The organism is Pseudomonas sp. Z4-7 (assembly GCF_051131965.1).
Taxonomy (GTDB): Bacteria; Pseudomonadota; Gammaproteobacteria; order Pseudomonadales; family Pseudomonadaceae; genus Aquipseudomonas.
The window spans coordinates 5,060,951-5,078,419 of the sequence record NZ_CP071642.1; the positions used below are offsets into that span (position 1 = coordinate 5,060,951).

Sequence of the window (17,469 nt, forward strand, 5' to 3'; positions counted from 1 at the left end):
TTTTTCGAGGATGCGGCCTCGGGCGGAGCGTTTAGCGGATGCCGTCCTGACGCAGGGCGTTAGGCGTGAAGTCGGCTGTAGTGGCGGTGAAGCCGAAGTCGTAGGCCGATTTTTCTTCGTTCTTCATGCCCAGGGCCAGGTAGCGACCGGACTGCAGGTCGTAGATGGTTTCCAGGGCATACCACGGCACTTGCTTGTCGTAGTAGTTCTCGGCATGGGCCTCGGCTACGCGCCACAGTTGGCCACGGCCGTCGTAGTGGTCGATGACTGCGGCTTGCCAGGTGTCTTCGTCGATGTAGAAGTCACGCTTGGCGTAGATGTGGCGCTGGCCTTCCTTCAGGGTCGCGGTCACGTGCCAGACACGACGCAGCTCGTAGCGCGTCAGGTCCTGGTTGATGTGGCCAGCCTTGATGATGTCCGCGTACTTGAGCTGCGGCGAATCGATCTTGTGGCTGTTGGAGGCGATATACAGCTCTTTTTTGCCTTCAAGCTTCCAGTCGTAGCGGTCCGGCGCACCGTTGTACATGTCCAGGTTGTCGGAGGTACGCAAGCCATCGGCGGCGGTACCCGGGCCGTCATAGGACACTTGCGGGGCGCGACGCACACGGCGCTGGCCGGCGTTGTAGACCCACGCCGAACGCGGTTCCTTCACCTGGTCGAGGGTTTCGTGGACGAGCAACACGCCGCCGGCCAGACGCGCCGGAGCGGTCACTTGCTGCTTGAAGTAGAACAGGATGTTGCCAGGGTTGGCCGGATCGAAATCCTTCATCTTGTCGCGGAACACGAACTGGTCACGGAAGTACACCAGGCTGTAGGAGCCGTTGGGCTGCGGCGTGGCCTGGGTCACCAGGCGCGTCACGCTGCCGCCGCGATAGCGGGTGATGTGGTTCCAGATCACCTCGACGCCACTCTGGGGAATCGGGAACGGCACAGCCGTCTCGAAGTTCTCCAGACCGTTGCCACCGGAGACCAGTTTGGTGTTGACCGCGTTTTTCTTGATGGAGGCAAACACTTCGTCCGGCACGGTAGCGCCGCGATGGGTCGGGTAGACCGGCATCTTGAAGGTTTCCGGGTAGCGCTTGAACATCGCGTACTGGCCGGGCGCAAGCTTGGCCTTGTACTGCTCGACGTTCTGCGCGGTGATGGTGAACAGCGGCTTCTCACTGGCGTACGGGTCGGAGAGGAAGCCTTTGCCGTCGACGCTGCCGGCGTTCTTGGCCATGGGTTTCCAGGCGGAAATCGAACCATCGGCGTTGCCGGCCATTTCGGCGCCCATCGGCGTCAGGCTCTTGCCCAGTTTGTCGGCTTCGGCGGCAGGCACGGCGGCCATGACGCTGGCCGCCAATAGCGACAGCCCCAGCACACCGACTTGCAACAGATTCTTGGTTATTTTCATAGTGTGTCGTCCTGAAATACGGTGCTTAGAAGTTCACGCCGACGCTGAGCGCCAGGAAGTCGCGATCATCCACGGTGCTGAAGTCGCCACCAAAGAAGTTGGTGTAGGCCAGGCTCGCGTTGTAAGTGTTCTGGTACTCGGCATCCAGCCCGAGGCTGACGGCTTTGCGGCCTTCCTCGAAGTTGGCGCCAGGACCTGGCGAGTAACCCTTGACGTCATGGGACCAGGCCACGTTGGGCTTGAGGTTCACACCGGCGAAGACATCCGGGTATTCCCAGATGGCGCGAGCACGGTAGCCCCACGAGGTCGACGTGGTGAAGCCGTCGTTGTTGCAGTTGCTGTTCACCCCGCCGATGGTCTGGCCGCCACCTGCCGCAGTCGAGGCGTTGAGGGTATTGCAGAAGCCGTTGGGCAATTCGCCCGGGCCGAACACCGGATCACGGCCGTAGCGCGCTTCGGAGCGGCTTTCCAGGCCGCCAACGTGGGTCACGCCCAACTCACCGACGAGGGTCAGGCGGCTGGCGCCCATGACCTGGTCGAGAAAGTGGGTGAAGGTGGTCTGGAACTGGGTGATTTCCTTGCGGCGATAGCCATGCAGGTCCTGGCCCGGCGCGCCGTCCAGTACGGAGGCGTTACCAAAGCCCGGAATTGGCGTGACACCGGCGAACAGGATGTCGGTGGTGCTCAGTTGTACCGGAGCGTTCGGCCGATAGCTCAGCTCACCGCTCCACGCGGTGCCGGTGGGCAGCGTGGTGGAAAAGCTCAGGCCATAGAGCCGGATGTCTTCCGGGTACTCGACGAAGTAGTTCGAGTTACCCGCCACGATCACCGGACGCAATGCGGCCAACGGCCCCAGCGGCTGGGTATAGAACCGTGACGCGGCGCCCGTGGCGCTGAAGATTGGCGCCCGGCTGTGGTAGTTCATGAAGTAGGCGCCGAACTCGGTGTCCAGCGGCTCGAAGTTGTATTTGAATGACAGGCCCCACTGGCCGCTGTCACGGGCATCACGGTCGGGACCACGGCGAACCAGCACGCCCTCCTCGTTCACGTTGACGCCCAACGCCGTCAGGGTCGGCAAGGCTGCGCCCGGAATCCGCGAACGTTTGTTCAAGACGCGCAGATTGTCGTCACAACCGTCGGCGATGACGTCCGGCTGCGAAAAGAACGTGCCGCAGTTGTCGACGACAGTCTGGTCCCATTCCAGTTGGTAGAACGCTTCGGCCGACAGATTGTCGGTCAGGCTCTGGGACACATAGAACATGTTGACCGGGATCAGCCCTTCCTTGACCTCGGCACCGGGGCGACGGAACGCGGACACGTCGACCGGGTTGATGGCGTTGATACCGCCCTGGATAAAGGTACTTTCACCCCAGCTGACCACTTGCTTGCCGAGGCGGACCGAGCCCGGCTGATCGGCGATATCGTAGTTGTGGTAGACGAACGCATCGAGGATCTGCCCGCCGGAGGACTTGGCGCCTTCCTTGCGGTTGCTGTCGCTGATGTCCTTGTACAGGCGGTTTTCGTCCTTGAGTTCGAAGTCGTACCAGTACTTGCCACGTACAAACACACCGGTGTCGCCGTACTTCAGCTCCAGGTCATGGATACCCTTGAAGATCTTCGAGAAGGTCTCCCCGCGCTTGAAGTTCAAGTGACCGTCGTCGGAGGTCTGGGACAGGCCCTTGCCACCGTTGTTGACGCCGATCAGGTCGCGGTTGGCCTTGGCCGTGGACCAGCTTGCGCCGACCGACAGGGCCGAGTCGAACTGGCCTTCGACTTCACCGATGTTGAAGCTGACGCCGAATGCCGGGCCGGCGAGCGAAGAGGCAAGACTGACGGCCAGAGGCAGTTTTGCCCGGCGCCAGAAAGTGTTTGCTGAGGTCATCGACGCAACTCCATGTGTTTTATTGTTATGGCAGTGGGCATTTCCGGAAACCCTTCGCCGTGATGGCACGCGCGTCCCATTCCGAAAATCCTTGAGCGGACTATAGCCAGCAGGTAGTACGGCTTGATCCCTCTAAAGTGTGATTTGCAGCCTTCGACCACTCTGGAACAGTCCTTCGCCAGGCCGACGGATGTCGGCACGGCAAGGATGGCTGAAATTTCCGGTTTGACAAGACAAGCGCTTGCCGGGTGGGCCTGCCGTGCCCTTTTCAGGCACGGCGGGTACGCTCAGAGCGTCGAGAGGAAGGTGCTGTTGTTGCTCTGCCATTCGCTGATGTCGACGCGGATGCGCTTCTTGTCGAGCTTGCCGACGCTGGTCTTGGGAATTTCCGTAACAAGGGCGATCTGGCTCGGGATTGCCCACTTGCTCAAGTGCCCCAGCTCGACAAATGGCTTGAGGTGTTCCTTGAGCTCGCGAGCCCCGAGCTGGTGCCCTTCGCGAACAACCAGCAAGGCGAACGGGCGCTCGCCCCACTGCGGATCGGGGATGCCGACCACTGCTACTTCGCGTACCGCCGCATGACGGCTGATGAGGTCTTCCAGGTCCAGGGACGAGATCCATTCGCCGCCGGTCTTGATCACGTCCTTGATCCGGTCGCGAATGTCGATGAAGCCCATGCCGTCGAGCGTGGCGACGTCGCCGGTGTGCAGCCAGCCGCCCTTCCAGAGCTCGGCGCCTTTCTGCGGTTCGTTGAAATAACCTTCGGTGAGCCACGGCGCGCGCAGCACCAGTTCGCCCTGGGTCTCGCCGTCCGCGGGCAGGAAACAGCCCTCGCCGTCGACGATCGCCGCTTCCACCAGCGGCCCCGGCACGCCGGCCTTGATCCGGTAGGTGATGCGTTCGTCTTCACCGCCGGCCATCAGCTCGTCGTTGAGGTGCGCGCAGGATACCAGCGGCCCGGTTTCGGACATGCCGTAGGCGGCGGTGAGCTGGATGCCCTTGGCCTTGGCCGCCTCGTACAGGCTGCGGTTGAGGGCGCTGCCGCCGATGACGATTTTCCAGCCGCCGAAATCGGTTTGCTGGGCGCCCTTGGCGTTGAGGACCATCTGCAAAATGGTCGGCACGCAATGGGAAAAGGTGACCTGTTCCTTGCGCCACAGCTCGACCAGGAACTCCGGATCGTAACGCCCGGGATAGACTTGCTTGAGCCCGAGCATGGTCGCCACGTACGGCAGGCCCCAGGCATGTACGTGAAACATCGGCGTGATCGGCATGTACACATCGTTGGTGCCCAATAGTCGCACGCTGTCGATGGAACCCATGATGGTCGACACGCCCAGGGTGTGCAGCACCAGTTGCCGATGGGTGAAGTACACGCCCTTGGGATTGCCCGTGGTGCCGGTGGTGTAGAACGTGGTGGCGACGGAGTTCTCGTCGAAATCCTGGAAATCATGGGTCGGGCTGGCGGCGGCCAGCAGTTGCTCATACTCGCCCACGAGGTTCGGCAGATCGGCGGTCTTGTCCGCCAGGTCGGTCAGCAGCAGCGTCTTCTTTACCGTGGTCAACTGACTGGCGATCGCCTGGTACAAACCGACGAATTCGCTGTTGACCAGCACGAAGCGGTCCTCGGCGTGGTTCATGGTGTAGAGGATCTGCTCCGGTGACAGGCGCACGTTGATGGTGTGGATCACCGCGCCGATCATCGGGATCGCGAACATGCATTCCAGGTAGCGATGGCTGTCCCAGTCCATCACCGCAACGGTGTCACCGGCCTTCACCCCGGCCTCGGTCAGCACGTTGGCCAGCCGCGCGACGCGCTCGATCAGCGTCGGGTAGCTGTAGCGCAACTGGTCGCGGTAGACGATCTCGCGGGTTTTCTCGTAACGCGCACCGGACATCAGCAGCCGTTTGATCAGCAACGGGTATTGGTAGGCGCCTTCGGCTGGAGGGATAACGCGAGTCTGCAACATAAGGGTCCCTTTTCTGACTGCACGGTCTTGGCTGGAAGGTAAGCACTCTAAAGTGCCTGCCCGCGGATCAAATCAGCCGAAGGAATGATTTGATCCGCCCGCAAATACTAGCCTTGAGCCATCTCAGGGACATGTTCAGACGCGGTCAGTGCGCCTCGGTGAAGGCCAGTTTCACGCCAATGGCCACCAGCACGGCGCCCATGGTCCGGTCGAACCAGTGGCCCATGCGGGCGAAACCGGCACGCACCCGCGCCTGGCTGAACAGCATCGCCACCATGCAGAACCACGCCGCCGTGGCGATCGCCAGGTACACGCCGTAGCCGGCCTGGATCGCCAGCGGCGTATGGGGATTGATCACCACGGTGAACAGCGACAGGAAGAACAGCGTTGCCTTGGGGTTCAGGCCATTAGTGACAAAGCCTGCGGTGAACGCACCGCGAGCGGTACGCTCGCCAGCCTCCTTGTGCAGGTTTTCTCCGGAAGCCTTGGCCGGTTGCGCGCGCAGGGCCTTGAAGCCGATGTACAGCAGGTACGCGGCCGCGGCCCACTTCAGCGCGTTGAACAGCACGATCGATTGGGACACGATCAGGCCGATGCCCAGCAACGAATACCCCACATGCAGGAAAATCGCCGTGCCGACGCCCAGCGCCGTCCAGGTCCCGGCACGTCGGCCATGGGTCACGCTTTCGCGCACCACCACGGCAAAGTCCGGACCGGGGCTGGCGACCGCCAGCAGGTGGATCAGGGCGACGGTGAGGAATTCGGTGAGGTACATGGTGGGCTCCTTGCGACATCTCTTGGTGAATGAAATCCCGTGGCCAGGGAGCTTGCTCCCTGGCCACGATTCATCTGATAGGCTCGCCACATTACGCCTTCGGTTCTTTACATGACAGGTACAGCTGATGACGAACACCGCCCGCGCCGTTTTTCTCGACCACCCATCCCTGGACCTCGGCGACCTGGACCTGGGCCCGTTGCGCGATTGCTTCAGCGAACTGCAATTGTTCGCCGGGACCCGCCAGGACGAGGTGACCGAGCGACTCAAGGGGGCGACGGTGGCGATCACCAACAAGGTAGTGATCGACGCGGCAGCCATGGCCGCCAGCCCCGAACTGAAGCTGATCCTGATCAGCGCTACCGGCACCAATAACGTCGACCTCGCCGCTGCCCGCCACCACGGCATCACCGTGTGCAATTGCCAGGGCTACGGCACGCCGTCGGTGGCCCAGCATACGATCATGCTGTTGCTGAACCTGGCGACGCGCCTCGCCGACTACCAGGGAGCCGTGGCTGAAGGTCGCTGGCAACAGGCTTCGCAGTTCTGCCTGCTGGACTATCCGATTGTCGAGCTGCAAGGCAAGACCCTGGGTTTGCTCGGCCATGGCGAACTGGGCGGCGCCGTCGCCCGGCTGGCGCAAGCCTTTGGCATGCGTGTGCTGCTGGGGCAGATTCCGGGGCGTCCGGCACGGCCGGATCGCTTGCCGCTGGATGAGCTGTTACCGCAGATCGATGCCCTGACCCTGCACTGCCCGCTCAACGAGCACACCCGCCACTTCATCGGCGCGCGCGAACTGGCGCTGCTCAAGCCCGGCACGTTCGTGGTCAACACCGCCCGTGGCGGCCTGATTGACGAACAGGCCCTGGCCGACGCCTTGCGCAGCGGTCACCTGGGCGGTGCGGCCAGCGACGTGCTGAGCGTGGAGCCGCCGACCCAAGGCAATCCCTTGCTGGCCGGCGACATTGCGCGACTGATCATCACCCCGCACAACGCCTGGGGCAGCCGCGAGGCGCGGCAGCGGATCGTCGGCCAACTGACGGAAAACGCCCAAGGCTTTTTCAGCGGTACAGCGCGCCGGGTCGTCAGTTGATAAACTGCCGCACTTTTTTACAAGGAGCAGACCATGGATCCGCGCAGTGAAGTACTGCTTCGTCAGCCCGAATTATTCCAGGGCCCGGTCCTGCTGGCCGGCCTGCCCGCCGACGATCTGCTCGGCCGTTTGCCCGAGGCCCATGGCTGGTGCTGGCATGCCGGCGACCAGGCCGCGCTGGATGCGCGCTTTGCGCAACGTAGCCACTTTGGCGTGAACGTACCCGAGCGGGAATTCGAAACGGCCGTGGTGTTCCTGCCCAAGGCCAAGGACCTGACCGACTACATTCTCAACGCCGTGGCCGCGCGCCTGGCCGGTCGCGAGGTGTACCTGGTGGGGGAAAAGCGCAGCGGCATCGAAGGCGCTTCCAAGCAGCTCAACCCGTTCGGCAAGCCACGCAAGCTCGACAGTGCGCGGCATTGCCAACTGTGGCAAGTCACCGTCGCCAACGCCCCGCAGGCCAAGCCGCTGGAAAGCCTGGCGCAAACCTACGAGCTGCCCTTGGCCGAAGGCCCGTTGAAAGTGATCAGCCTGCCGGGGGTGTTCAGCCATGGTCGGCTGGATCGCGGCAGTGCGTTGCTGCTGGAGCACCTGGACAAGCTGCCCAGCGGCCATCTGCTGGATTTCGGTTGTGGTGCCGGTGTACTGGGCGCGGCGGTCAAGCGCCGCTACCCGCACAATACCGTCACCCTGTTGGACGTGGACGCCTTTGCCGCCGCCAGCAGCCGCCTGACCCTCGCGGCCAACGGGCTGGAAGCCGAGGTGTTGACCGGTGATGGAATCGATGCCGCGCCCATGGGCCTGAACGCAATCCTGAGCAATCCACCCTTCCATGTCGGCGTGCACACCGATTATCACGCCACAGAAAACCTGCTGCGAAAAGCGGCCAAACATCTGAAAAACGGCGGCGAACTGCGCTTGGTCGCGAACAGTTTCCTCAAGTACCAGCCGCTGATCGAGGAGCATCTGGGCACGTGCACGATCAAGGCCGAAGGCCAGGGTTTTCGCATCTACCGAGCCAAGCGTGGCTAAGGCGTTTTTGAAAAACAGCGCTTGCCCAAACGGATTTGCCTAGGCAGAATCCGCTCCGTCCTAGGGGAGTAGTCTCCCGCGAGCGCCATGCTCGCCCGGCATACGTCAACATACTTGGTCAGCAGACCATGGCGTATGCGGCCCAAGCGTCCACGCAGATGGTCGCTGGGTTTGACAAGACCTATGACACGCACACCTTACCCGGGGCGGGAAGGCTGTACGTGTCATAGCCGTGTCGACCCGCCCCTCTTAGGAACCACCTGATGCTGGACTCTTTCCTGGTACCCACCGCCATCGTTGCGCTGGCCGAAATCGGCGACAAGACGCAATTGCTCGCGCTCATCCTCGCCGCACGCTTTCGCAAACCCTGGCCGATCATTGCCGGCATCGTCGCCGCAACCCTGGCCAACCATGCGGCGGCCGGCGCGGTAGGTGCCTGGGTCAGCGGGTTCTTCTCCGACTCGGTGTTGCACTGGATCCTCGCGGCGAGCTTTGCCGCCACCGCGCTGTGGACCCTGGTGCCGGACAAGCTGGACGACGAGGAAGCCAATACGGCTCGCAGGTTCGGACCTTTCCTGACCACGCTGATCGCGTTTTTCCTGGCGGAAATCGGTGACAAGACCCAGATCGCCACGGTGATGCTTGCCGCGCAGTACCCGGAGTTGTGGCTGGTGATCATCGGCACCACCGTGGGTATGTTGATCGCTAACGTGCCGGTGGTATTGGCGGGCAATTTCGCCGCCGAGAAACTGCCGCTTGCCCTCATCCGCCGCCTGGCCGCCTCGGCGTTTTTCATCCTGGCGATCGTCGCGGTGTACAAGGCAATGCAGAGTAGTGGGTGGGTTTGATGACCGCGTCATCGTTCATCGCGAGCAAGCTCGCTCCCACAGGGGCTGCGGGTGTACACAAGAGTGTTCACCGCAGATCATTGTGGGAGCGAGCTTGCTCGCGATGAGGCCAGCCGCGTCACCGCATGACGATGGTTACTTCCTGGCCTGCTGGTAAAGCGGCATCACCTTCGGAATCGCCGCCTGCAACGAGGCGATCCGGCTCGTCGACGAGGGGTGGGTGCTCATGAATTCCGGTGGAGCCCCTTCCGAAGCCTTGGCCATCTTGTTCCACAGGGTGATCGCCGCGTTCGGGTCGTAACCGGCCCGGGCGGCCAGCTCGAGGCCGATCAGGTCGGCTTCGTTCTCGTTGCCACGGCTGTTGGGCAAGGTCATGCCGTAGTTGGCCACGGTGTCGGCCAGCGCCAGGCTGTCCTGGCCCAGGCCGAAAATGGCACCGGCGCCCTGCTTGGCCATTTCGATGCCGTAGGCCTTTGACATCGCTTCACGGCCGTGCTCGCGCAAGGCGTGGGCGATTTCATGGCCCATGATCGCGGCGATCTCAGCGTCGGTCAGCTTCAACTGATCGATCAGGCCGGTATAGAACATGATCTTGCCGCCAGGACCGCAGTTGGCGTTGAGCTCATCACTCTTGATCAGGTTCACTTCCCAGTTCCACTGCGCCGAATCCGGGCGGAACACTGGCGCCTGGGCAATCAGACGGTCGGCAATGACCTGGAGGCGCTTGGCATCGCTGCTAGTCTTGTCCAGGGCACCTTGGGAGCTCGCCTCACCCAACGTCTTCTGATAGGACTGCGCATACATCTGGTTGACCTCAGCGGTCGACAGCATGCTGAACATATACTGCTTGCGTTCCACCCCCACGGCTCCGCCGCTGGTGGTATTGACCGATTGGCAACCGGCGAGCAGCAGAGCCGCGCCCAAAGCGCTCACCATCAAAGTCTTGTTCATACAAAAGAAGCTCCATGGAATCGTGGGCGTATCCTAGGCCCTGATTGGTATCGGCGCCAGATACGAAGCGAGGGATTACGGTTTTTCGGACAAGTCCCCCTTGGCCCGATTGCGACACCGGTCTAGCCAAAACAGTCATCCGACGAACAGTGCCTCATGCCATGCCCCGGAAACGCCGATAAAAAGTCCAGACGTCACTTCCGCGTCCGGAGCCTTTATGAAATTCAGATCGATCCAGTTTTCCGTTGCCGCCCTGGCTGGTGCCATCGTGCTCAGCGTGGTCGGCGCCCTGGTGCTGTACGCATTGTTCGCCGGCGCCCGCACCCAGGACATGGTGCAACAGCGGACCAAGGCGCAGTTCGAGCAACTCATCGAGCAACGCCTCAGTGCGCTGGCCCGCACCCAGGCCAGCCTGATCCAGCGCGAACTCGAAGCGCCGCTGCTGCTCGCTCGTGGGCTTGCCACCAGCAACGCCTTGATGGGCATGAACGGAACGGACGGCAACCCGCAACTGAAGATCCCGCGCGAGCAAATGATCAGCCTGCTGCGTGAAACCGTGGTGCGCAATCCGAAGATTCTCGGTGCCTACATCGCCTGGGAACCGAACGCCATCGACCACGACGACGCCCGTTATGTAGACAGTCAGGTGCGGGGCATGGAAACCAACGGACGCTTCCTGCCATGGTGGTTTCGCAATCAGGACGGCACCCTGGGCCTGGAAAAACTCGCCGACGTGACGGACCAGAAAACGCTGTCCACCGGCATTCGTGCCAGTGAATATTACCTGTGCTCCCAAGACAGCAAAAAAGCCTGCGTGATCGATCCCGCGCCGTACCGCGTCGGCGACACCATGACCATGCTCGCCTCGTTCATCGAGCCGATCCTGATCGATGGCAAGTTCCAGGGCATCGTCGGCGCCGATCTGTCGGTGAACTTCATCCAGGACATGCTCGTCGCCGCCGACGCCAAGCTGTACGACGGCGCCGGGGAAATGGCCCTGCTCGCCAGCAACAACCGGCTGGTGGCCTTCACCAAGGACCCAGGCAAACTCGGCGAGAAAGCCAGCGACCTGCTGGACGCCAACGAACTGGATAACCTGACCCGGCTCGGCATCGGTGAAGTGCGTTACGACATCGACGAAGAACACGGCCATCTGGAGGTGTACATGCCTTTCGGTATCGGCCAGACCGAGGCGCGCTGGACGTTGATGTTGCAGTTGCCGCTGAATGCCGTGATGGCGGATCTGCAAGCCTTGCAGAAAGACCTCGACGATCAGCGCGAAACCGACATCTTCGGCATGGCCATGGTCGGCCTGGCGATTGCCGCGATCGGCCTGCTGGTGATCTGGCTGGTGGGCCACGGTATCGCCCGGCCGCTCAAGCAAATGGTGGCGATGCTCGACGACATTGCCCAGGGCGAAGGCGACCTGACCCGCCGGCTGACCAGCGACCGCGCCGATGAATTGGGGGCCATCGCCAAGGGCTTCAACACGTTCCTGAGCAAATTGCAGGGGATGATCACTCAGGTAGTGACCTCGGTGCAGAGCGTCAGCGATTCGTCGGAACACACCGCCGACATCGCGATCCGCACCAACCAGGGCGTGCACAAGCAGTTGTCGGAAATCGATCAGGTCGCCACCGCCGTGCACGAAATGACCGCCACTGCCCAGGACGTGGCGCGGAATGCGAGCCAGGCAGCCCAAGCCGCCAGCCACGCCGACCAGGCCGCCAGCCAGGGCATGCAAATCGTGCGCGACACTTCCAGTTCCATCGGAGCCCTTGCCGTGGAGATTGGCAAGGCCGTGGGCGTGGTGCAGACGCTGGCCAAGGACAGTGAGAACATCAACGCGATTCTCACCGCCATCCGCGGGATCGCCGAGCAGACCAACCTGCTGGCGCTCAACGCGGCCATCGAGGCTGCACGGGCCGGTGAGCAGGGTCGCGGTTTTGCCGTGGTCGCCGATGAAGTGCGCAACCTGGCGCAGAAGACCCAGCAGGCCACCGAAGAAATCCAGTCGATGATCCAACAGCTGCAGCAGGGGACGCGGGACGTGGTGCGGGTCATGGAAGACAGCCAGCAGCGTACCGATGAAAGTGTGCATCACGCGGCAAAAGCGGCTCAGGCCCTGGAGACGATCACCCAGGCCGTGTCGGTGATCAGCGACATGAACACCCAGATCGCCAGCGCTGCCGAGGAACAAAGCGCGGTGGCCGATGACATCAACCGTAACGTGATCAACATCGGCCAGGTGGCAAACGAAGTGGCAAGCGGCGCCGACGAGTCCAGCGCGGCCAGTGCCGGGCTGACCAGGCTGGCGGAGCAGCAACGGCGGTTGATCAATCAGTTCAGGGTTTGATCCAACGCCGCCATCGCGAGCAAGCTCGCTCCCACAAAATAGATACGGGTCGCCACAAACTTTTGTGGTGCCCTGCATCCCTGTGGGAGCGAGCTTGCTCGCGATGGGGCCGTGCCAGGCTGAATTGCTTCGCCTGACAGAGCGTATTCGCGAGCAGGCTCGCTCCCACAGAAAGGCTGCGGCTCGCCACAGCATTTTGGGTGACTTGCTATTCCCTGTGGGAGCGAGCCTGCTCGCGAAGGGGCCAGTGCTGTCGCCAAAGAACTCAGGCCGGGGTCAGGCATTCCGGCCCATTGAGTTTCGGGTCGTTGACCATGTTCGCCAAAACCCGCTCGCGCAGTTGCCCTGGCTCGCTCGCCAGCAGCCCCTGCAAGGCATGCAAGGGTGTCTCGGGGTCGAGCCACAAGCGCTGGCCCTCTTCATCCAGAATCAACGGTCGGCGCTGACCGGCCGCCGGCTGGGTGATGACCGCCGTGCTCAGCCAAACCTGTTCCTGCACCGGGTACGCTTCCCAGATCGCCGCAAAGAACAGCGATGAGCCCTCCCCCGGCGTCAGCCAGTACGGGCGCTTGCGCGTGCCGCCGCGCCACTCGTAAAAACCATTGGCGGGCAGCAGGCAACGACGCAAACGCAGCGCTTCGCGGAACATCGGTTGCTCGGCCACGGTTTCGGCGCGGGCGTGCGCCGGGGTGCGGGACAGATCGGTCAGCCACGGCGGCGTCAGGCCCCAACGCGCCCGTGCCAGTTCGCGCTGTCCATCCGCGCCGGCGCGCAGCATCAGCACCGAGTCATTGGGCGAGATATTCCATTGGGCCTTCTGGTCGGCAGGGAAGCCGGGCAAGGCCGCGAAAGCGGGGTTCCAGCGAAACAGGGCATAACGTCCACACATGGGGCAACACGACTCTTGTATCAAACGGCCGCCAGCCTAACAGACCAGCGTACCGGGGTAACTGTCAGGCTCATCGCCCGGCACCGGCATCGCGGCATTGTAGGCGGCGATCAGCTCCCGGGCGTACTGCGCCTGCTCGTCCTCCACCGCCAGCCCCAGCAGACCGTACATCGGCAGCTCACCCGCGCCGCCCACCAGATCGCGGCCCACCAGGTGCGCCGTGATGCCTTCGCTGGCGAGCATGCCCTGGAGCAATTCGCCTTCCATCAGGTTTTCCAGCTCGTAGATTCGCTGCATGGCCGCCCCATCATTCGTTTTCGCTGAAGACCTCAAGGTGCCATTCGTCTTCGTGGACCTGCAGGACGAAAGTAATCGGTCGGCAACAGACCTGGCAGTCTTCGATGTAGGTCTGGTCGCCGCCGGACAAATCCACGGAAGACTCCACCTCTTCCCCACAATACGGACATTCATAATGAGCAGCTTCCAGCATCGCGGTCTCCCAAGTGACTTGTGCGTATAATCGCCGGTCTATTTGCAGGGCTATTTTTGCCTGGACTATCTTCCAGGTCGTGCCCCGTCGGTTTTTCGATCGAACCTTTACTTACCCTAGCCGTTTCCAACAAGAGAGCATGATGGGCGAATTCGATGCCATCCGACCTTACAACGACAGCGAAGTCCCAGCGGTGCTGGCACGGCTGCTCAGCGACAAGGCGTTTCTAGATATCCTCACCCACTTCCGCTTCCCGCGCCTGGCCGGCGCTTTCGGCTGGATGCTCAAACCTCTTATAGCGCAGAAGTTGCGTCGAGAGTTCGCCGGTGTGACCTCCGTTGCCACGTTGCAGGACAAAGTCGAGTTCTACGTCGACCACACCATCGAGCGTGCCACCGATGGCGTGACCTACACCGGGGTCGAGCAATTCAAGTCCGGCAATGCCTACCTGTTCATTGCCAACCACCGCGACATCGTGATGGACCCGGCCTTCGTCAACTATGCCGTGTACCACGCCGGCCTGCCGACGCCGCGCATCGCGATTGGCGACAACCTGCTGCAAAAGCCCTTCGTCAGCGACCTGATGCGCCTGAACAAGAGCTTCATCGTGCACCGCTCCATCACCGGTCGCCGGGAAAAAATGGCGGCGTACCAGTTGCTGTCGGCCTACATCAACCACTCGATCCGCAACGATTGCGCCTCGATCTGGATCGCCCAGGCCGAGGGCCGGGCGAAGGACGGTGATGACCGGACCGAGTCGGCGATCCTGAAGATGTTCCACATGAGCCGCAAGGACGAGCCGTTCGGCGAGGTCATCCGCTCGTTGAACCTGACGCCGGTGTCGATCAGCTACGAATATGACCCGTGCGACCAGGCCAAGGCCCGCGAGCTGTACATCCGCGCCACCACCGGCACGTACACCAAGGCGCCCGGCGAGGACGACGTCAGCATTGCCAAGGGCATCACCGGCTACAAGGGCCGGGTCCACGTGAACTTTGCCGCGCCGATCACCGAACTGTTCGAGGACACCAAACAACTGGCCATGGAGATGGACCGGCAGATACTCGGCGGCTATCGCCTGTTCCCGGTGCATTACCTGGCCTACGCGCAATGGGCCGATGCCGACCCGCAGTTGCAGGTTCCGACGGCGGCCGAGGTGTTCGGTGCCGAAGAACTGGCCAAGGCTGAAGAAGAATGGCAGCGCCGGCTGGAAGCCTGCCCGGAGGAACACCGACCGTTCCTGGTGCTGCAATATGCGACGCCGGTGCGGAACCAGTATCGGGTCAGGGCGGGGCTGGCGCTTTAAAGCCGCGCAAGGACGACGCGGAATCTTGTGGCGAGGGAGCTTGCTCCCGCTCGATTGCGCAGCAATCGCAAAACGGTTTGTGTTCAGAGGGGGCCGCTATGCACTGGAGCGCCAGCCGGCCCAGCGGGAGCAAGCTCCCTCGCCACAAAAGCAGTGATCAGAACTGCGTGCTGATCCACGACATCAGCAGCGCCAACCCCAGGCAAGCGAAGCCGAAACGGTAGAAAAACCGGTTCATGCGTTGCGTCGCCAAGTCCAGCAGCGCTTCGAATCGTTCATTGCCTTCGCTGCTGCGCTCCGCAAGACAGGCCCGCGCCCGCAGTTCGCGGCGACGCGTCGCGTGCAGCACCCAGCCACCCGGACAGGCAAACAGCAGCGCGAGCAGGTTGATCAGTTTGGCGGGGTGGGCAGCGAACAGCGAGAACAGTTGCAACGACATCACAAACCTCAAGCGAAAACGGACGCGCTGCGCCCGGAGCCTACGAACAGGGCGCGGATTCTACCGAAAGCCAGTCGCCTTGCGCGGCTTTTTCCGACCGGTAACGATCCCAATGCCCGCAATGCGGTTCACTTAAGAAAAATGATAGACCCGTGGCGAGGGAGCTTGCTCCCGCTCGGCTGCGAAGCAGTCGCAAGCCGGCGGGTGCGGTGTGTCTGATGCTCCGCATTTGGCCGGTTTTGGGGCCACTTCGCGGTCCAGCGGGAGCAAGCTCCCTCGCCACAAGACCAAGTGCAAACCTTCTAATTCTTCTCGTCACGGTTTCGTCATATGGATAGGCCACCCTGTCGCCCTCCAAAACTGTACGGAATCCGTCATGCTGCACGCCGAAAACCAGGATCGTCTCTACCTGATCAGCCCGAGCGATGAACAACAGAACCTTGTCGGCAGTCTGTCCTTCAATGTCCAGGATCGTCATTGGCTGGTGTACTGCGCCCTCGGCGGCCATCAACATGCGGACCTCCCGGAGACAGACCTGCTGACCGGGATCAGCGTGCTGGATTTTTATTCCCAGGCTGCGTGAATCGCGCCCATAAAAAAACCTGTGGGAGCGAGCTTGCTCGCGATGACGGTGGATCAGTCAACATTGAGTTGGCTGAAATGCCGCTATCGCGAGCAAGCTCGCTCCCACAGGGATATCAGACTTGCTGCTTACTCCGCCAACACCTGACCAATGGTCGGGTCCTTGAACAGACGGGTCAGGGCATCGCTCAACACGTCGCTGACCAGCTTGGTGTTGGTGTCCTGGTTCGGCGCCATGCCGAAGCGCTGGTCCAGTGAAGCGCCATAACGACCGCTGTAGCGGCGGTTGGCGTTCTGCACGTCGGAACGAAACGTCGCGCCGATGGTGGCTTCGGTCACGTACATGCCTTCCTTGGGCGACTGGTATTTCAGTTCGGCCAGGGTCACGGTCAGTTGCGGGGCGTTCATTGCGTTCTGCGTCGGGGTGAAGCCCAGCAGACGCACGGCCGCTTCAGCCTGGGCCTGCAATTTTGGCAGGACCTGCGCACCCTGCACCGTGATCACGCTGGTTTCAGGGTACAGACCGCCACGCGTGCCGAGGGTTGGCGACGGGCGACCGTCGACGACCCGTACCACCACCGGCTGGCCGCGACCCACCGGCGCCAGCTGGGCGTTGAGCTTGGGTTCCGGGTTAAGTTGTTGCGGGCTGTGGGCACAGCCGACAAGGGTCAGACTGGTCACGGCGATCAAACCGAACAACAGGCGTTGCAACATGCTCTTCTCTCCAGAATCGGGCACAAACAGGCCGGCAGTATAGCGGTGCGCCATCGCGGCGAACTAGCGTCGCCGCATGAATACTGAAATGTCTGACAGGGGCCGCGGTGGCCGGTTCCTGTCACCGTGTTGTCATTGTCCTTACACCGGGGTGTCATGCCGGGCTGTCAGGCTGGTCTCAAGTTCCCCGGACACGGTATCCGACCATGCGTTTTCTCATCTCCCTGTTTACCCCGCGCCCGCATCACCGCTGCTTCGCCCTGCTCGACCGCAGCGGTCGTTGCCAGGCATTCAAGCAATGCAGCCTGCAGCCCATGGGCGATGGCTGGGTCGAAATCGAAGAGATCCGTCTCAACTGGCTGCATCAGCCGTTGCCTGTCAGCGCCCTGGTACAAGCGCCCCGCGCTCGTGCACGCAGCCGTCAGTTGTTGGCCGTCTGACCGCAAGGCTAATAAAAGTCATAAAACACGACCATTTCCGCGCGTTTCTTCGTTACAATCTCCCCCCGATTATAAGGACGTCTCCTGATCGGGCCCCGCAACGCCGCTGATGCGCTTGTATTGGCACCCCGCACCGCCCACAGAGAGCCGCCCACACAGATCGAGTGAAGCTGGCGCGCTTGCTGTTTCCCTGGCAAATCACTGCTTTTCGCGAATCTGCAGAGCTGTCATTACGCTCGGTCACTGAGCTGTCTGCCCGTTTTGCCTGTCATGTATTACATGAGGGGCATCCAGATCGGGCGCGGT

General features: G+C 62.2%; 17 protein-coding genes, 1 pseudogene and 1 riboswitch. Of the genes and pseudogenes, 8 read left to right on the forward strand and 10 right to left on the reverse strand.

The annotated features are described in order from the left end of the window. Positions 1-31: 31 nt before the first annotated feature. The 4 genes from J3P91_RS22685 to J3P91_RS22700 all read right to left on the reverse strand — a co-directional run bounded on the left by J3P91_RS22685 (position 32) and on the right by J3P91_RS22700 (position 6,023). The gene (locus J3P91_RS22685) at positions 32-1,396 is read right to left on the reverse strand and encodes a DUF1329 domain-containing protein (protein WP_434601814.1); all 1,365 of its coding nucleotides are present in this window, start codon (positions 1,394-1,396) and stop codon (positions 32-34) included. A 25-nt stretch (positions 1,397-1,421) separates the two neighbouring features. Then, positions 1,422-3,278, reverse strand: coding sequence for a DUF1302 domain-containing protein (locus tag J3P91_RS22690; protein ID WP_434601815.1), 1,857 nt, complete (start codon positions 3,276-3,278; stop codon positions 1,422-1,424). A 287-nt stretch (positions 3,279-3,565) separates the two neighbouring features. After that, positions 3,566-5,248 carry a fatty acid--CoA ligase gene (locus J3P91_RS22695; protein ID WP_434601816.1) on the reverse strand — a complete coding sequence of 561 codons (1,683 nt, stop codon included), beginning with the start codon at positions 5,246-5,248 and terminating at the stop codon, positions 3,566-3,568. Positions 5,249-5,393: 145 nt separating this feature from the next. Beyond that, positions 5,394-6,023: a LysE family transporter gene (locus J3P91_RS22700; RefSeq protein WP_305498896.1), complete on the reverse strand. Its 630-nt coding sequence runs from the start codon at positions 6,021-6,023 to the stop codon at positions 5,394-5,396. Positions 6,024-6,150: 127 nt separating this feature from the next. Between J3P91_RS22700 and J3P91_RS22705 the strand changes: the two genes are divergently transcribed. The 3 genes from J3P91_RS22705 to J3P91_RS22715 all read left to right on the forward strand — a co-directional run bounded on the left by J3P91_RS22705 (position 6,151) and on the right by J3P91_RS22715 (position 8,996). Further along, entirely contained in the window at positions 6,151-7,116 is a 966-nt protein-coding gene (locus J3P91_RS22705) for a 2-hydroxyacid dehydrogenase (protein WP_434601817.1), read from the forward strand. A gap of 33 nt (positions 7,117-7,149) precedes the next feature. Further along, entirely contained in the window at positions 7,150-8,148 is a 999-nt protein-coding gene (locus J3P91_RS22710) for a methyltransferase (RefSeq protein ID WP_434571887.1), read from the forward strand. Positions 8,149-8,198: 50 nt separating this feature from the next. Next, positions 8,199-8,321: riboswitch (yybP-ykoY riboswitch) on the forward strand. Between the two features lie 90 nt (positions 8,322-8,411). Next, positions 8,412-8,996, forward strand: coding sequence for a TMEM165/GDT1 family protein (locus J3P91_RS22715; RefSeq protein ID WP_305498893.1), 585 nt, complete (start codon positions 8,412-8,414; stop codon positions 8,994-8,996). A 135-nt stretch (positions 8,997-9,131) separates the two neighbouring features. Here J3P91_RS22715 and J3P91_RS22720 read toward each other — a convergent pair whose 3' ends face one another. Continuing rightward, positions 9,132-9,947 (reverse strand): M48 family metallopeptidase, encoded by an 816-nt coding sequence (locus tag J3P91_RS22720; protein ID WP_434571884.1) that lies wholly within the window; start codon positions 9,945-9,947, stop codon positions 9,132-9,134. Between the two features lie 1,393 nt (positions 9,948-11,340). On the opposite strand from J3P91_RS22720, the pseudogene J3P91_RS22725 reads away from it, so the two are divergent. Together J3P91_RS22725 and J3P91_RS22730 are read left to right on the forward strand one after the other, a co-directional pair. Continuing rightward, a pseudogene (locus J3P91_RS22725) lies at positions 11,341-11,397 on the forward strand (hypothetical protein); the annotation flags it as partial. A 201-nt stretch (positions 11,398-11,598) separates the two neighbouring features. Next, positions 11,599-12,303 carry a methyl-accepting chemotaxis protein gene (locus J3P91_RS22730; protein ID WP_434605207.1) on the forward strand — a complete coding sequence of 235 codons (705 nt, stop codon included), beginning with the start codon at positions 11,599-11,601 and terminating at the stop codon, positions 12,301-12,303. Positions 12,304-12,568: 265 nt separating this feature from the next. On the opposite strand, the gene J3P91_RS22735 is transcribed toward J3P91_RS22730, so the two are convergent. The 3 genes from J3P91_RS22735 to J3P91_RS22745 are packed head-to-tail and all read right to left on the reverse strand — an operon-like array spanning position 12,569 to position 13,682. Beyond that, on the reverse strand, positions 12,569-13,192 hold the full coding sequence (locus tag J3P91_RS22735) for an SOS response-associated peptidase (RefSeq protein WP_305498889.1): 624 nt from the start codon (positions 13,190-13,192) through the stop codon (positions 12,569-12,571). A gap of 36 nt (positions 13,193-13,228) precedes the next feature. Next, positions 13,229-13,489, reverse strand: coding sequence for a putative signal transducing protein (locus J3P91_RS22740; RefSeq protein ID WP_305498888.1), 261 nt, complete (start codon positions 13,487-13,489; stop codon positions 13,229-13,231). A 10-nt stretch (positions 13,490-13,499) separates the two neighbouring features. After that, on the reverse strand, positions 13,500-13,682 hold the full coding sequence (locus J3P91_RS22745) for a CPXCG motif-containing cysteine-rich protein (RefSeq protein WP_434558602.1): 183 nt from the start codon (positions 13,680-13,682) through the stop codon (positions 13,500-13,502). 139 nt (positions 13,683-13,821) lie between these two features. Here J3P91_RS22745 and J3P91_RS22750 point away from each other — a divergent pair, with 139 nt between their 5' ends. Then, positions 13,822-14,988: a 1-acyl-sn-glycerol-3-phosphate acyltransferase gene (locus J3P91_RS22750; protein ID WP_305498886.1), complete on the forward strand. Its 1,167-nt coding sequence runs from the start codon at positions 13,822-13,824 to the stop codon at positions 14,986-14,988. Between the two features lie 157 nt (positions 14,989-15,145). Here J3P91_RS22750 and J3P91_RS22755 read toward each other — a convergent pair whose 3' ends face one another. Next, on the reverse strand, positions 15,146-15,427 hold the full coding sequence (locus J3P91_RS22755; protein WP_434571881.1) for a hypothetical protein: 282 nt from the start codon (positions 15,425-15,427) through the stop codon (positions 15,146-15,148). Between the two features lie 376 nt (positions 15,428-15,803). Between J3P91_RS22755 and J3P91_RS22760 the strand changes: the two genes are divergently transcribed. Beyond that, positions 15,804-16,010 (forward strand): hypothetical protein, encoded by a 207-nt coding sequence (locus tag J3P91_RS22760; RefSeq protein ID WP_434601818.1) that lies wholly within the window; start codon positions 15,804-15,806, stop codon positions 16,008-16,010. 128 nt (positions 16,011-16,138) lie between these two features. Here the strand turns inward: J3P91_RS22760 and J3P91_RS22765 are convergent, their stop codons facing one another. After that, entirely contained in the window at positions 16,139-16,723 is a 585-nt protein-coding gene (locus J3P91_RS22765; protein WP_305498883.1) for a YajG family lipoprotein, read from the reverse strand. Positions 16,724-16,929: 206 nt separating this feature from the next. On the opposite strand from J3P91_RS22765, the gene J3P91_RS22770 reads away from it, so the two are divergent. Next, positions 16,930-17,163 carry a hypothetical protein gene (locus tag J3P91_RS22770; protein ID WP_434601819.1) on the forward strand — a complete coding sequence of 78 codons (234 nt, stop codon included), beginning with the start codon at positions 16,930-16,932 and terminating at the stop codon, positions 17,161-17,163. Positions 17,164-17,469 lie beyond the last annotated feature (306 nt).